The sequence below is a fragment of the Mesorhizobium prunaredense genome, from assembly GCF_900156895.1.
Classification (GTDB): domain Bacteria; phylum Pseudomonadota; class Alphaproteobacteria; order Rhizobiales; family Rhizobiaceae; genus Mesorhizobium; species Mesorhizobium prunaredense.
Map to the genome: position 1 here is coordinate 153,365 of NZ_FTPD01000023.1, position 13,600 is coordinate 166,964.

Below are 13,600 nucleotides of genomic sequence, written 5' to 3' on the forward strand. Positions count from 1 at the left end.
TTTAGGCCTCGACCGAGGTGTACAATCGCTATCTGCGTGCCAAGCTCGGACCGGATGCATCGGCTAGCATTCAGACGGTCCGTGGGATCGGCTACTTGCTGGTCGAGCGGAAGCCATAGAAGGTAGAGCGAACCTCTTTCGCCCGTCCGAGCCGGAAAGGATATACTCGATCACGACCGAACCGGCTGCAATTACTGGCTGATCGCAACCAGGACGGAGCCCGCTTCCACCTTGGCCGGATAAGTCCTGAGATTGATGCAGGGTGGCAGGCGCTTCGCCGCACCGGTGCGATAGTCGAAGGCGCCCGCATGCTTGGGGCATTCGACCTCGTAGTCCATCACCAGCCCCTCGGCGAGATGGATCGCCTCGTGCGTGCACAGGCCGTCTGTACAAAACACCTCGTCGTCCGGCGAGCGGAAGACGGCGTAGGTCCGCCCGCCATGGTCGAAGCGGCGGGCGCCTTCCTGTTCGATGTCGTCGAGGCTGCAGGCCCTGATCCAGCTGGACATGTGCTTTCCTTCGATAATGAACCGTAGGGCATCGTCCGGGACGGCCCGTTGCAGCCGTCCTGGAGGTTTTGCTGCGGTCTAGTTCTTGTTGAGGTAGTCGGCCATGTTGGCCGGCGTCACCAGTTCGAACGGGACGTAGACGACCCGATCGACCTTCTCACCCTTGGCGAGTGCGAGTGCGGCGTCGACGCCGCCACCGCCTTGCCCCTTGGCGTTCTGGAACACCGTCACCGACAGGTCGCCCGCCTTCATCGACTGCAGGCCATCCTGGGTGGCATCGATGCCGCCGACGACGACGTCCTTCATGTCGACGCCGCTCGCCTTCAGCGCCAGGATGGCGCCGATGGCGGATTCGTCATTGTTGGCGATGACGGCGTCCGGCGCCTGATCGGCGGTCAGCCAGTTGGTCATCAGGTTCTGCGCATTGTCGCGCGCCCATTCGGATGATTGCCTGTCGACGATCTTGATGAAATTGCACATGTCGGTGCTGAAGATCTGTTCGACATCCTTCGTCCGCTGCAGCGCGGCCTGGTGAACCAGGCTGCCCATGACGATGTAAGCCCTGGCGCCCGCCGACTTGCCCTTGGCGCGCAGCAGCTTGCACACCTCGAACGCCTCCAATGTGCCGGATTCAACCTCGTTCGAACCGACATAGACCTGCTTGTCGGGAAGATTGGCCATGTCAGTGGGCTCGAGATTGACGAAGACGAGCGGAATACCGGCTTTCGCGGCTTCCTCGCTGATGGTCTTGGAAGCGTTGGTGTCGACCAGCGTCACAATGATGGCGTCGACGCCACTGGCGATGAAATTCTTCACCTGGTCGAGCTGCTTGGCGACATCATTCTGGGCATCCTCGACCTGGATGCCGGCACCCTTTTCCTTGGCACGGTCCTGCATGCCGTGCATCAACAGCGTCTGGAAGTTGTTGTCGAAGTTGACGATGCTGACGCCGATCTTTTCTGCCATCGCACCGGTCGACATCATTGTCACCAACGCTGCCGAACAAAGAAGTTTCTTCATGGATTTCCTCCCTGTGGACTGGAGTGCCGGCTCACTCCTCTTTTTGATCACCGGCCCTTTCGGGATGGCTAAGCGGGCGGCGGCTGCCACCTCGCTTGGCTATTCAAATGGGCTATTCATCCGGCCGAATTGGCTCGCGCTTTCTTCTTCTCGTAGCGGGCCTGCATGCGGGCCTCGCCTTCCGGGCTGCCGTCGTGGAAAGTGCCGAACCACCTGTCGAACGGGATGAGGCCGTCGCCGTAGTTCACCTCGAAATATTTGTGGTGGAGGTAGTGGATGTAGGCGTGGCTATCGACTGCCTTGTCCTCGCCGAGTTCGACCTTGTCGAAGCCGACATGGCCGGGGATGGCGCCGAAGCCGGCGAAGTGAAGTTGATAGAGCGCCAGGATCGGGTTGGACGGGAGGATGAGATGCCACAGCGCGACCCCGAGATAGCCGAACTGCTCGACCGGATGCATCGACAGCGACGACCATGGCGAGGGGTTCACCGAATTGTGGTGGACCGAGTGCACCCATCTGTAGAGCGGCCCCCAATGGATGGCCCTGTGCAGCAGGAAGAAATGGGTCTCGTGAATGATCGGCGCGGCCAGCGCCAGGCAGAACAGGTAGACGGGATGCGCGGCAAAGGTGAGCCATGGCACGTAGCCGTTGGCGTAGGCATGGAGGATGGCGACCTCGATCGCCGTCCAGATCGGCAGCCCGCTGCCGAAGGTACGCAGCATGTTGTCGATGTTCTGGCTTCCGAAGAAAAAGGCGTTGCTCTTCTGCTCGGACGGCCATTTGCCGTTGTATTTGAACCGGTTTCCCTGCGCCCTCAGGATATAGAGCCGCAGTTCGAAGACGCCGAAGAACAGAAGCAGTGCCGCACAGTTGACGAGGAACAGCCTGACGATCCAGCCCCAGGACAGCGTCTTCATCGCCTCGACATCGGGCAGCACGAAGTGCCACCAGGCCACCGCCGAAAGGGCGAACAGCAGATTGTAGGGCAGGAAGTACTGCGGCAGCCAATTTAGCAGCGCGAGCGGCCGCGGCGGGAAGACGAAGAGCGGCGCGGTGCCGGCCGGTTCGTCGGGGACCCAGTCGCCGCGCTTGTTGCGCTTGCCGTATTTCAGGTCGTCCATGTCGGTCTCACAAGGATTGGGAGAGGGTCAGGAAGCGGTCGAAGACGGCATCGTCCATGTCGACCCGGTGCCTGGCTTCGGGATAGCGGCCCTCGGCGACCTCGCGGCCGAAAGTGCGGAAGGCGGCGATGCGCTTTTCCTGCAGCTCGGCCTCCAGCGTGACGAAGTCGGCGTAGCGCTTGGAATGGCGGGGGTAGTGGCCGGTGTGGGTGCCCAGCACGTCGCTGGAAAACAGGTATTGCGTGTCGCAGGCCGAGCCACAGCCCATGCCCATTGTGACCAGCGGCGTCGACCGGGTGATGTGCTCGGCCAACCGCACCGGCACGACCTCGATTTCGACACAGGCAGCACCCGCATTCTCCAAATCCTTGATGGCGTGCAAGACCTTGAGGGCCTCTTCGGCTGTCCTGCCCACAGCGCGAAAGTTCGTCCAGGTGGCGCGGTTCGGCACCAGGCCGACATGGCCGGTGACGGGAATGCCCTCCGCCGCCATCGCCTCGATGAAGCGGGGCGAATGCGAGCAGTAGATCGCATCGGCGCCGCGTCGCATCATCGCAAAGCCGAGACGTATCGCTTCGTCGGGCGAGGCAACCGCGCCATGCGCCATGCCCACCGACAGGAACGCGTGAGGTGCGGCGGCGCGGACGGCTTCGAGATTGTGGTCGGGCTCGCAGGACAGGATGGCGATGTCGCATGCAACCGCCGCAGCCGCTTCGGCCGGCGTATCGACATGCAGTTGCAGCCATTTGCGAGTGCCCTTGGCGCTCTGCAGATCGTAGGCCGTCAGCCGTCTGGTCACCTGTCATCCTCCCGTTTGCTGAGGGGATAACATCGCGGCCGGCGGAAGGCCGCTTGTTCCTTGATCGAATCAGATCAAACGTTCTCGGCGGTGAAAGTGACGAAGCGGATCGGCGGATTGTCGACCGGCAGATCGTGCAGGTTCAATTTCGCCAGCACGAGGTCCATGGCGCGTCTGGCCTGCGCCTCCGGCGCCTGGTCGAGCACGACATCCATCGTGCCCTGGCGAAGGGCAGCGGCGCTGCGCTCGGTGAGTTCGTGGCCGACGAAGAATATCTCGCGGCCACGCGGGCGTCTTAGTACGTCGTTCAGCGCGGCGTTGGCGCCGCCGGCATTGTAGAGCCCGGTGAGGTCCGGCCAGCGTGTCAGTGCCTCGACCAGTTGCCCGGCGTTTCGGTCGCCCTCGTCATGGCCGAACAGGGCAGCGACCGGTTCGAAATCGCCGCCGGCTTCCATCAGATAGTCGAAGAAGCCGCGCACGCGGTCGCGATGCACGCGGTAGATCTGGCTATGGCAGATCGCCACCACCTTGCCCGGCCGCCTTTGCATGCGCGACATCAGCAGCCCGGCCATGCGGCCAGCGGCGTAATTGTCGATGCCGACATAGGCGCCGCTGGTGCCCGAAATCTGCGTGACGATCTGCACCGTCGGGATCTTCTCCGCCTCCAGCCGCCTCAGTGCCGCACCGACCAGCGGATGGTCGGGAACCGCCAGGATAAGGGCGGCGCGGCGTATGTCGGGATCGAGTATCCGCTGCGCGATGGCCGCGGGATTTGCCTCATCGAGAAATGTCCGGTGTACGGCGATCGTCCGATCCAACGTGGCGGCGATGCGCTCGAAGGCACGAGACAGCCGGGCAAAGAAGGTGGCGTCCGGACGGACCAGAATGACCTCGATCCTGATCACCCCTCGATGGGCTTCCGGCAAGCGGCGCGGATAGTCGAGAGAGCGCGCGGCAGCGACGACCTTCTCCACGGTTGCGGGCCTGACACCGCCCCTGCCGTTCAGAACGCGTTCGACCGTCGCCGTGCCGACCCCGGCGCGGTTGGCTATCTCAAGGAAGGTGGGCTTCGGAATCTTGGTTCTCCGCCGTCACGATGCCGAAGCCTAGCCAGCCGCATCCGCCTCCAGGATAGATCATCTTCTGGCTCTCCCAAAGGCCCCATCCCGGCGATGTTCGCCAATCGAATGCACCGGCTGTCCGCCAGTCGGTTGCTTCAGGGCTTTCGAAGTGACAATGTCGGCTCCTGGGCCCAAGCCAGACATTAATGCAATGGCCGCCTTTGGCTTGCACCCCGCCCCACCTTCCGCTATAGAGCCGCCACCCGCGTAGACACCCTTGGAGGCAACGCGGCGGAAGGCTGTCCAGCCTGCGTGATCCCAAAAAGATTTTTGGACCAGATCATGTAAGGCCATGACGGCTTTCGACGTTTACGGCCCAGGCATCTCGCCGGCCGCGAACGCTCCAGAACAACGCGAAAGGAAATGCCATGAGCGATACTTACGAGCTCAAGGCCGAAGCGCGCGAACAGGTCGGTAAGGGGTCCGCCCGTGCAGTTCGCCGCAACGGTAAAGTGCCTGCAGTAATCTACGGCGACAAGCAGCCTCCCCTGGCGATTGCGCTGACCTACAAGGACATCTACTACAAGATCCATGGCGGCGGTTTCCTGACCACGATCGCCACGATCGATGTCGACGGCAAGAAGATCCAGGTCCTGCCCAAGGACTACCAGCTCGACCCGGTCAAGGATTTTCCGGTCCATGTCGACTTCCTGCGCATCGGCAAGGACACCGAAGTCAATGTCGACGTGCCGGTCCACTTCATCAACGAGGACAAGTCGCCCGGCATCAAGCGCGGCGGCGTGCTCAACATCGTGCGTCACGAGGTCGAGTTCCACTGCCCGGCCAATGCGATCCCGGAATTCATCACCGTCGATCTCACCGGCACCGATATCGGCGATTCGATCCACATCTCGGCGGTCAAGCTGCCGGCCGGCGTCAAGCCGGTGATCTCCGACCGCGACTTCACCGTCGCGACCATAGCCGGCTCCGCGGCGATGAAGCCGGAGGCGGAAGAGACGGTCGAAGCGGCTGAACCCGAAGCGGCTCCTGCCGACGAAGAGAAGTAATTCCGCCCGGGGGTGACGATGCTGCTGTTTGCAGGCCTCGGCAATCCGGGCGCGAAATACGCTGACAATCGGCACAATGTCGGCTTCATGGCGGCGGACGCAATCGCCCGCCGCCATTCCTTTTCGCCCTGGTCGAAAAAGTTCCAGGGACTGATCGCCGAAGGCACGCTTGCCGGCGAAAAAATCATCCTGATCAAGCCGCAGACCTTCATGAATCTGTCCGGCCAGTCGGTCGGCGAAGCCCTGCGCTTTTACAAGCTCGACGCTTCGGCGCTGACCGTCTTTTATGATGAGATCGACCTTGCCGCCGGCAAGGTGCGGGTCAAGGTCGGCGGCGGTTCCGGTGGCCACAACGGTATCCGCTCGCTCGACCAGCATGTCGGCAAGGATTTCCGCCGCGTGCGCATTGGCGTCGGCCACCCCGGCGCCAAGGAAATTGTGCATGGCCATGTGCTTGGCGATTTCGCCAAAAGCGACCGCGAGTGGCTGGACGTGCTGCTCGACACCATCGCCGACGATGCCGGACTGCTTGTCAAGGGCGACGACAATTCCTTCATGAATCGCGTGACGCTGGCCTTGCGCGACAAGCTCACGCCGACGGGCGACGACGACCGCCCGCCCAAGGCGCCGAAAGCACAAAGCCACGTTCGCCAGGCGCGGCCGCAGCAGCCGGCGGCCAAGCTGCCCGAAACCGGCCCGATGGCCGCCATGCTGAAGAAGCTGTTTGGCGGCAAGGGCTGAGCCTGGCCACGGATCGGGGCTGCAGGGCTTGACGTTCGTCACCCCTTTCGCCCATAGCCCTCATCAAATTTCGATTTCCCGATAGGACCGGATAAAAATGGGTTTCAAATGCGGCATCGTTGGCTTGCCCAACGTCGGCAAGTCGACGCTTTTCAACGCGCTGACCAGAACGGCGGCGGCGCAGGCCGCCAACTATCCGTTCTGCACCATCGAACCGAACACCGGCGAAGTCGCGGTGCCCGACCCGCGCCTGCAAAAAATCGCCGCGATCGGCAAGTCGAAGGAGATCATCCCGACCCGCATCTCGTTCGTCGACATCGCCGGCCTGGTGCGCGGCGCCTCGAAAGGCGAAGGGCTGGGCAACCAGTTCCTGGCCAATATCCGCGAGGTCGACGCCATCGTCCATGTGCTGCGCTGCTTCGAGGATGACGACATCACCCATGTCGAGGGCCGCATCGATCCGGTCGCCGACGCCGAGACCGTCGAGACCGAGCTGATGCTCGCCGATCTCGACAGCCTCGAGCGCCGCATCGTGCAGTTCCGCAAGCGCGCTTCCGGCAAGGACAAGGAGGCGCTGACCGTGCTTCCGATGATGGAAGCCGCCCTTGAACTCCTGCAGGCCGGCAAGCCGGCCCGCATCCTGCTCAAAAATATCTCCGCGGAGGATCTGCGCATCCTGCAAGGGCTGAACCTGCTGACATCGCACCCCGTGCTCTATGTCTGCAATGTCGCCGAGGCCGATGCTGCCACCGGCAACCCACACACCAAGGCGGTCGAACAGATGGCTGCCACGCAAGGCGCCCGCACCGTGGTGATTTCGGCGGCGATCGAAGCCGAGGTCGCGCAGCTCAGCGACGAAGAGGAAATGGAATTTTTGGCTACCCTGGGCCTCGACGAACCCGGCCTGAACAAGGTGATCCGCGCCGGCTACGAGCTGCTGCAGCTCATCACCTATTTCACCGTCGGGCCGAAGGAGACGCGCGCCTGGACCGTGCACAAGGGCGCCAAGGCGCCGCAGGCTGCGGGCGTCATCCACACCGATTTCGAGCGCGGCTTCATTCGCGCCCAGACCATCGCCTACAACGACTTCGTCACGCTGGGCGGCGAAGTGGCGGCCAAGGAAGCCGGCAAGGCGCGCGACGAAGGCAAGGAGTATGTCGTCCAGGACGGCGACATCATGCTGTTTAAGTTCAACACCTGAACTGATCGGGCGCCTTCTTCCTTCTCTGGTGCCAAGCTAGCTGGAACACCCCTCATCCGACCTCGCTTCGCGAGGCCACCTTCTCCCACAAGGGTGAGAAGGAAGAGCCTTTCCGCGCGGCTTGACTGCCCGCAATGCCCGGTCTAAGGGGCGTCTGTACCCAGCCCCGCGCTTTCGTCGAAAGCGCCCGTCCGGTGCAATCCGAAACGACGCGCCCGTTTGAACCCATCCTTTTGGCCTCAGCAAGGGAGACCCGGCGATGATCAAGGCATTCGTCGTGGACAATGATCGCCTGCGCCTTGCCGACGATCTTTTGGCAAACAGCGACCAGGTCGTCTGGGCCGATCTTGTGAACCCGACAAAGGAAGAGGAAGCGGCCATCGAGGCCTGGCTCGGCGTTGCCATTCCGACGCGCGAGGAGATGGAGGAGATCGAGATTTCGAGCCGCCTCTATGTCGAGGACGGCGCCTATTTCATGACCGCCATTCTGCCGGCCCAGACCGAGGCCGACGATCCCTTGATGTCGCCGGTCACCTTCGTGCTGGCCGGCAACAGGCTGATCACGGTGCGCTACCACGAACCGAAGGCCTTCAAGACGTTTCCGCAGCGCGCCGAGAAAGTGGCGACCGGCTGCACCAGCGGCGACACCATCCTGATCGGCCTGCTGGAGGCGATCGTCGACCGCCTCGCCGACATTCTGGAGCGTGCCGGCCGCGACATCGAGACGATCTCGCGCGACATCTTCCAGCCAAGCTCGACCAAGGCGTCGAAGCGCAACCGCGATTTTCAGGAATTGCTGAAAGCCATCGGCCGCAAGGAGGACATTGCCTCCTCGATCCGCGACAGCCTGATCTCGCTGCAGCGGCTCGCCGGCTTCCTCACCCACGCCTCGACCCAGACCAAGATGAGCAAGGACATCCGTGCGCGCATCAAGACCCTGTCGCGCGATGTGCTGTCGCTCGCCGACCACGCCACCTTCCTGTCGCAGAAGATCAACTTCCTCCTCGACGCGACGCTCGGCATGATCTCGATCGAGCAGAACGCCATCATCAAGATCTTCTCCGTCGCCGCGGTCATCTTCCTGCCGCCGACGCTGGTCGCCTCGATCTACGGCATGAATTTCAATGTCATGCCCGAACTGACCTGGAACTTCGGCTATCCTTTCGCCATCGGCTTGATGATCCTCTCGGCGATCCTGCCATTCTGGTATTTCCGCCGTCGCGGCTGGTTGTAGAGGCTTCGGAGCTTCTATTACGTTGAGCGTGATGGCCTGGCGCACCAGAAATGACTTGACCAAATTGCGCCCCGCCTGCATCCGGGAAGCCCGATCCGTGGCGATCTTCTTGAACCGGATTCCAGACCATGACCGGAAAGAACGTGAAGAACCGGGCCTATGAAAAAACCTGGGCCTATGAGGATTTCGTCGAGGGCGCCTCGCTCGACCTCGGTACGAAGCTGGTGAGTGCGGCCGAGATCATCGAATTCGCGCAAGAATTCGATGCGCAGCCGATGCATCTCGACGAGGCGGCGGGCAGGGCCAGCATCCTTGGCGGGCTGGCGGCATCCGGCTGGCACACCTGCGCGATGTTCATGCGCATGCTGTGCGACGCCTTCCTGCTCGACTCGACCTCGCAAGGCGCCCCTGGTGTCGATCAGGTCCGGTGGAAGAGGCCGGTGCTGGCGGGCGACATCTTGAGCGGCAGCACCACCGTCCTTGCCAAGCGTCTGTCCAGGTCCAAGCCTCAGCTCGGCCTCGTCACCATGCGCAGCGAGCTTTTCAACCAGCGTGGCGAAGGCGTCTTCGAACTCGAGAACACAGTCATGTTCCTCGCCCGTGATGCCGCACAGGGCCGCTCATGACATTGGACGAGTTCTTCTGCATCGGCGTCACCGTCACCCTCGGCTCGCATAGATTCGAGCCCGAGGCGATCAAGGCGTTCGCCAGGAAATACGATCCGCAGATTTTCCATCTCGACGAAGAGGCGGCGAGGAACAGCGTGTTCGGCGGCCTGTGCGCCTCCGGCTGGCACACAGCTGCAACCTGGATGAAGTTGAACCTCAAGACCGGCGTGGAGGCCGATGGCGCCCGTTGGGCCGGCGCAGGGCCCGCGCCCGAATTCGGCCCCTCGCCCGGCTTCAAGAACCTCAAATGGCTAAAACCCGTCTATGCCGGAGAAACCGTGACCTTCACCCGCACCGCGCTTGCCCACCGCCCCATCATATCGCGGCCGGGCTGGCGAGTGCTGACGCTGCGCTCGGAGGCTTTCGATTCGACCGGCGACAAAGTCATCGAGTTCGAAAGCGCCGTGCTGGTGAAGGTGGGATAGTCTCTTCCTTCTCCCCTTGTGGGAGAAGGAAGAACACTCTCTCAATGCCCTTCGAACCCGATCAGCGTCCTGACCGGCACGCCGAGCGCCTCGAGCTTGTCGCGACCACCGAGGTCCGGCAGGTCGATGACGAAGCAGGCGGCGAGGATGTCGGCGCCGATCTGCCGCAGCAGCTGGACCGCTGCCGCTGCCGTGCCGCCGGTGGCGATCAGGTCGTCGACGAGGATCACCTTCTCACCCGGAGACACGCCATCCCTATGCATCTCCATCTCGTCCACCCCGTATTCGAGGCTGTAAGCGACGCGCACCGTCTCGTAAGGCAGCTTGCCCTTCTTGCGGATCGGCACGAAGCCGGCCGAGAGCTGATGGGCGACGGCGCCGCCAAGAATGAAGCCGCGCGCCTCGATGCCGGCGATCTTGTCGACCTTCTGGCCGGCATAGGGATGCACCAGCTCGTCGATGGCGCGGCGGAAGGCGCGCGCATTACTTAGCAGCGTGGTTATGTCGCGAAACAGGATGCCCGGCTTGGGATAGTCCGGAATGGTGCGGATCGCGGCAAGCAGCGTGTCTTCGAGCGAAGGTTTCATGGGCGGCTCTCCGGGCATTCGTCCGATTCGACTTGAAGACGTGAGAAGGAACTCTGGCCGATCGTAACCCGGCGCGGCCGGCGACGGCTACCGCGATGTGGCGCCTGGAAGAAAATTGTCCGGCAAAGGACTGGAGCCGGCGGCCTTCGGAGGCGGTCTTCGGAGGCAGTCCTTAGACATGCAAAAAGGGCGCCGTTCGACGCCCTTTTTGATCTCGTGGTTTTCCGTAGCTCAGTGCGCCACGCCGGCCCACACCTTGCGCTTGGTCAGATAGACCAGCGCGCCGAACAGCAACAGGAAAACCAGCACGCGAAAGCCGGTCTTCTTGCGGGCTTCCAGATGCGGCTCGGCTGCCCACATCAGGAACGCCGACACGTCGCGGGAATACTGGTCGACCGTCTGCGGCGAGCCGTCGTCATAGGTCACCTGATCGTCGGAAAGCGGGTTGGGCATCTTCAGCGAGACGCCGGCTATGAAGTACGGATTGTAGTGGGTGCCTTCCGGTATCTCCATGCCCGCCGGCGGCTGCTCGTCATAGCCGGTCAGCAGCGAGTGGATGTAGTCGGGACCGCCCTGGGCGTATTGCGTGAAGATGTCGAAGACGAAACGCGGAAAACCGCGCGTGACGCCGCGCGCCTTGGCCAGCAGCGACATATCGGGCGGCGCAGCCCCGCCATTGGCGGCCGCTGCTGCCTGATCGTTGGGAAACGGCGCCGGGAAATAGTCGGACGGTATGCCGGGACGATCGAACATGTCGCCGGCATCGTTGGGACCATCGTTGATCGTGTACTCGGCGGCCAGCGCCTTGACCTGCGCTTCCGAATAGCCAAGATCTTCCAGCGTGCGAAACGCCACCAATTTCATCGAATGGCAGGTGGCGCAAACTTCCTTGAAGACCTTCAGCCCGCGCTGCAACTGCGCCTTGTCGTAGGTGCCGAAAGGCCCGGCGAAGCTCCAGTCCATCTCCTTCGGCTGGTGTATCGGGAAATGCGTCGGCGCGGCTTCGCTGTGCGCCTCCTCCTGGGCGATCGCCCCGGTTGTCGCGGCCGCAGTGCCTGCCAGCACAAGGCCGAGCAGCGCCAGCGAGGTGAGAATCGTCTTCATACCAAATCCCCTTGAGATTCTCTGGCGCGCTGTCGTCGTCTCGAGCATGATCTTGTCCGAAAACCGGTCTCCACTTTTCGGGGTCATGCTCAGCCCTTGGTTTCCGGCGCGGCTGTCGCGCGAGCCGGATGCCCGCCACCGCCAGCCTTGTTCTTCTCGAGAACTGCCTCGGTGATCGAGTTCGGCAACCGCCGCGGGGTTTCGATCAGGCCCAGCACCGGCAGCACGACCAGGAAGAAGGCGAAGTAGAACAATGTCGCCATCTGCGCCATGAAGACATAGCTGCCTTCGGCCGGCTGCGAACCCAGCCAGCCAAGCAGGACGGCGTCGATCACGAACAGCCAGAAGAACAGCTTGTACCAGGGCCGGTAGACCGCTGAGCGCACCTTCGAGGTGTCGAGCCACGGCACCAGGAACAGCATGGCGATGGAGCCGAACATCGCGAGCACGCCACCGAGCTTGGAGTTGATCGGCCCGATATTGAAGGTGATGGCGCGCAGGATCGCGTAGAACGGCAGGAAGTACCATTCCGGCACGATGTGGGCCGGCGTCTTCAGCGGGTCGGCGACAACGTAGTTGTCCGGGTGGCCGAGAAAGTTCGGCAAGTAGAAGACGAAATAGGCGAAGATGAACAGGAACACCAGCATCCCGAACGCGTCCTTGATGGTCGCATAAGGGGTGAAGGCGACGGTATCGGTCTTCGATTTGACCTCGATGCCGGTCGGGTTTGACTGGCCGACCACATGCAGCGCCCATATATGCAGCACGACGACGCCGGCGATCATGAACGGCAGCAGGTAGTGCAGTGAAAAGAAACGGTTCAGCGTCGGGTTGTCGACAGCGAAGCCGCCGAGCAGAAGCTGCTGGATCCATTCGCCGACCAGCGGGATGGCGGTGAAGAAGCCGGTGATGACGGTCGCGCCCCAGAACGACATCTGTCCCCAGGGCAGCACATAGCCCATGAAGCCTGTCGCCATCATCAGGAGGTAGATGATGCAGCCGAGGATCCACAGAAGCTCGCGCGGCGCCTTGTACGAACCATAGTAGAGGCCGCGGAAGATGTGGATGTAGACGGCGACGAAGAAGAACGACGCGCCGTTCGAATGCAGATAGCGCAACAGCCAGCCCGAATTCACGTCGCGCATGATCTTCTCGACCGAATCGAAGGCGAGACTGCTGTCCGCCGCATAATGCATGGCCAGCACGATGCCGGTCAGAATCTGCGCACCCAGCATGAGCGCCAGGATGCCGCCGAAGGTCCACGCATAATTGAGGTTGCGCGGCACCGGATAGGCGACGAAGCTGTCATAGACCAGCCGCGGCAGCGGCATGCGGGCATCGACCCAGCGTCCGATACCGGTCTTGGGCGTATAGGTCGAGTGTCCCTCGCTCATCGAAATGTCCCCTCGCCTCAGCCGATACGGATCTTGGTGTCGGAAATGAACTGGAATACCGGCACCGACATGTTCTCCGGCGCCGGTCCGCCGCGGACGCGGCCGGCGGTGTCGTATGTCGAACCGTGGCACGGGCAGAACCAGCCGCCGAACTCGCCTTCCTGGCCGAGCGGAATGCAGCCGAGATGGGTGCAGACCTGGACCATCACCATCCAGGCCTCCTTGCCCGGCGTGGTGCGGTTGGCGTCGGTCGCCGGTGCATCGGCCGGCAGATTGGCGTTGCGGGCGAGCGGATCCTTGAGCTCAGCCAGATTGACGGCCTCGCCGTCCTTCATCTCTTGTTCGGTGCGGTTGCGCACCACCACCGGCTTGCCGCGCCATTTCACGACAAGCGACGTTCCCGGCGTCAGCGAGGAGACGTCGACCTCGACCGAGGCCAGCGCCAGCGTCGAGGCATCCGGGCGCATCTGGTCGATGAACGGCCAGGCGACGGCACCCGCGCCGACCACCGCGGCCATGCCCGTGGCGACGTAGAGAAAATCACGACGGTTGGGATCCTGGATGTCGGTTGCGCTCACGGGTGCCTGATCCTTTCGCCTCTTCCGTGCCGGTGGCCGAGGCTTGTTCCCCGCTCTTTCACGCCAACCCGACAGCGCATGGCGAACAGGC

16 protein-coding genes are annotated in these 13,600 nt (G+C 62.8%); 7 read left to right on the forward strand and 9 right to left on the reverse strand.

The genetic code is table 11. The features are described 5' to 3' along the window. Positions 1-17: 17 nt before the first annotated feature. Positions 18-119 (forward strand): helix-turn-helix domain-containing protein, encoded by a 102-nt coding sequence (locus BQ8794_RS37205; protein ID WP_077379985.1) that lies wholly within the window; start codon positions 18-20, stop codon positions 117-119. A 72-nt stretch (positions 120-191) separates the two neighbouring features. Here BQ8794_RS37205 and BQ8794_RS18385 read toward each other — a convergent pair whose 3' ends face one another. From BQ8794_RS18385 to BQ8794_RS18405, 5 genes are all read right to left on the reverse strand, one after another. Beyond that, complete coding sequence (locus tag BQ8794_RS18385; protein WP_077379987.1) at positions 192-509, reverse strand: MocE family 2Fe-2S type ferredoxin; 318 nt, start codon at positions 507-509, stop codon at positions 192-194. 78 nt (positions 510-587) lie between these two features. Next, complete coding sequence (locus tag BQ8794_RS18390; RefSeq protein WP_077379989.1) at positions 588-1,529, reverse strand: substrate-binding domain-containing protein; 942 nt, start codon at positions 1,527-1,529, stop codon at positions 588-590. 116 nt (positions 1,530-1,645) lie between these two features. Continuing rightward, on the reverse strand, positions 1,646-2,650 hold the full coding sequence (locus BQ8794_RS18395; protein ID WP_077379991.1) for a sterol desaturase family protein: 1,005 nt from the start codon (positions 2,648-2,650) through the stop codon (positions 1,646-1,648). Between the two features lie 7 nt (positions 2,651-2,657). After that, positions 2,658-3,449 carry a 3-methyl-2-oxobutanoate hydroxymethyltransferase gene (locus tag BQ8794_RS18400; RefSeq protein ID WP_077379993.1) on the reverse strand — a complete coding sequence of 264 codons (792 nt, stop codon included), beginning with the start codon at positions 3,447-3,449 and terminating at the stop codon, positions 2,658-2,660. Positions 3,450-3,523: 74 nt separating this feature from the next. Next, positions 3,524-4,525, reverse strand: a complete 1,002-nt coding sequence (locus BQ8794_RS18405; protein ID WP_077379995.1) for a LacI family DNA-binding transcriptional regulator — start codon at positions 4,523-4,525, stop codon at positions 3,524-3,526. A gap of 413 nt (positions 4,526-4,938) precedes the next feature. Between BQ8794_RS18405 and BQ8794_RS18410 the strand changes: the two genes are divergently transcribed. From BQ8794_RS18410 to BQ8794_RS18435, 6 genes are all read left to right on the forward strand, one after another. Next, positions 4,939-5,577: a 50S ribosomal protein L25/general stress protein Ctc gene (locus BQ8794_RS18410; RefSeq protein WP_077379997.1), complete on the forward strand. Its 639-nt coding sequence runs from the start codon at positions 4,939-4,941 to the stop codon at positions 5,575-5,577. An 18-nt stretch (positions 5,578-5,595) separates the two neighbouring features. Further along, the gene (gene pth / locus BQ8794_RS18415) at positions 5,596-6,318 is read left to right on the forward strand and encodes an aminoacyl-tRNA hydrolase (protein ID WP_077379999.1); all 723 of its coding nucleotides are present in this window, start codon (positions 5,596-5,598) and stop codon (positions 6,316-6,318) included. Positions 6,319-6,415: 97 nt separating this feature from the next. Then, positions 6,416-7,519 (forward strand): redox-regulated ATPase YchF, encoded by a 1,104-nt coding sequence (gene ychF / locus BQ8794_RS18420; protein ID WP_077380001.1) that lies wholly within the window; start codon positions 6,416-6,418, stop codon positions 7,517-7,519. A gap of 259 nt (positions 7,520-7,778) precedes the next feature. After that, complete coding sequence (corA, locus tag BQ8794_RS18425) at positions 7,779-8,753, forward strand: magnesium/cobalt transporter CorA (RefSeq protein WP_077380003.1); 975 nt, start codon at positions 7,779-7,781, stop codon at positions 8,751-8,753. A gap of 128 nt (positions 8,754-8,881) precedes the next feature. After that, positions 8,882-9,379, forward strand: a complete 498-nt coding sequence (locus BQ8794_RS18430) for a MaoC family dehydratase (RefSeq protein ID WP_077380005.1) — start codon at positions 8,882-8,884, stop codon at positions 9,377-9,379. After that, a complete protein-coding gene (locus tag BQ8794_RS18435; protein WP_077380007.1) occupies positions 9,376-9,846 on the forward strand; it encodes a MaoC family dehydratase in 471 nt (156 codons plus the stop codon). Before BQ8794_RS18430 ends, BQ8794_RS18435 begins: the two co-directional genes overlap by 4 nt. Positions 9,847-9,887: 41 nt before the next feature. Here the strand turns inward: BQ8794_RS18435 and BQ8794_RS18440 are convergent, their stop codons facing one another. The 4 genes from BQ8794_RS18440 to petA all read right to left on the reverse strand — a co-directional run bounded on the left by BQ8794_RS18440 (position 9,888) and on the right by petA (position 13,509). Next, on the reverse strand, positions 9,888-10,433 hold the full coding sequence (locus BQ8794_RS18440) for an adenine phosphoribosyltransferase (RefSeq protein ID WP_077380009.1): 546 nt from the start codon (positions 10,431-10,433) through the stop codon (positions 9,888-9,890). Positions 10,434-10,664: 231 nt separating this feature from the next. Beyond that, positions 10,665-11,537, reverse strand: a complete 873-nt coding sequence (locus BQ8794_RS18445; protein WP_077380011.1) for a cytochrome c1 — start codon at positions 11,535-11,537, stop codon at positions 10,665-10,667. Between the two features lie 89 nt (positions 11,538-11,626). Beyond that, positions 11,627-12,931, reverse strand: a complete 1,305-nt coding sequence (locus BQ8794_RS18450) for a cytochrome b (protein WP_077380013.1) — start codon at positions 12,929-12,931, stop codon at positions 11,627-11,629. Positions 12,932-12,948: 17 nt separating this feature from the next. Continuing rightward, positions 12,949-13,509, reverse strand: coding sequence for a ubiquinol-cytochrome c reductase iron-sulfur subunit (gene petA, locus BQ8794_RS18455; RefSeq protein ID WP_077380015.1), 561 nt, complete (start codon positions 13,507-13,509; stop codon positions 12,949-12,951). Between the last annotated feature and the right edge of the window lie 91 nt (positions 13,510-13,600).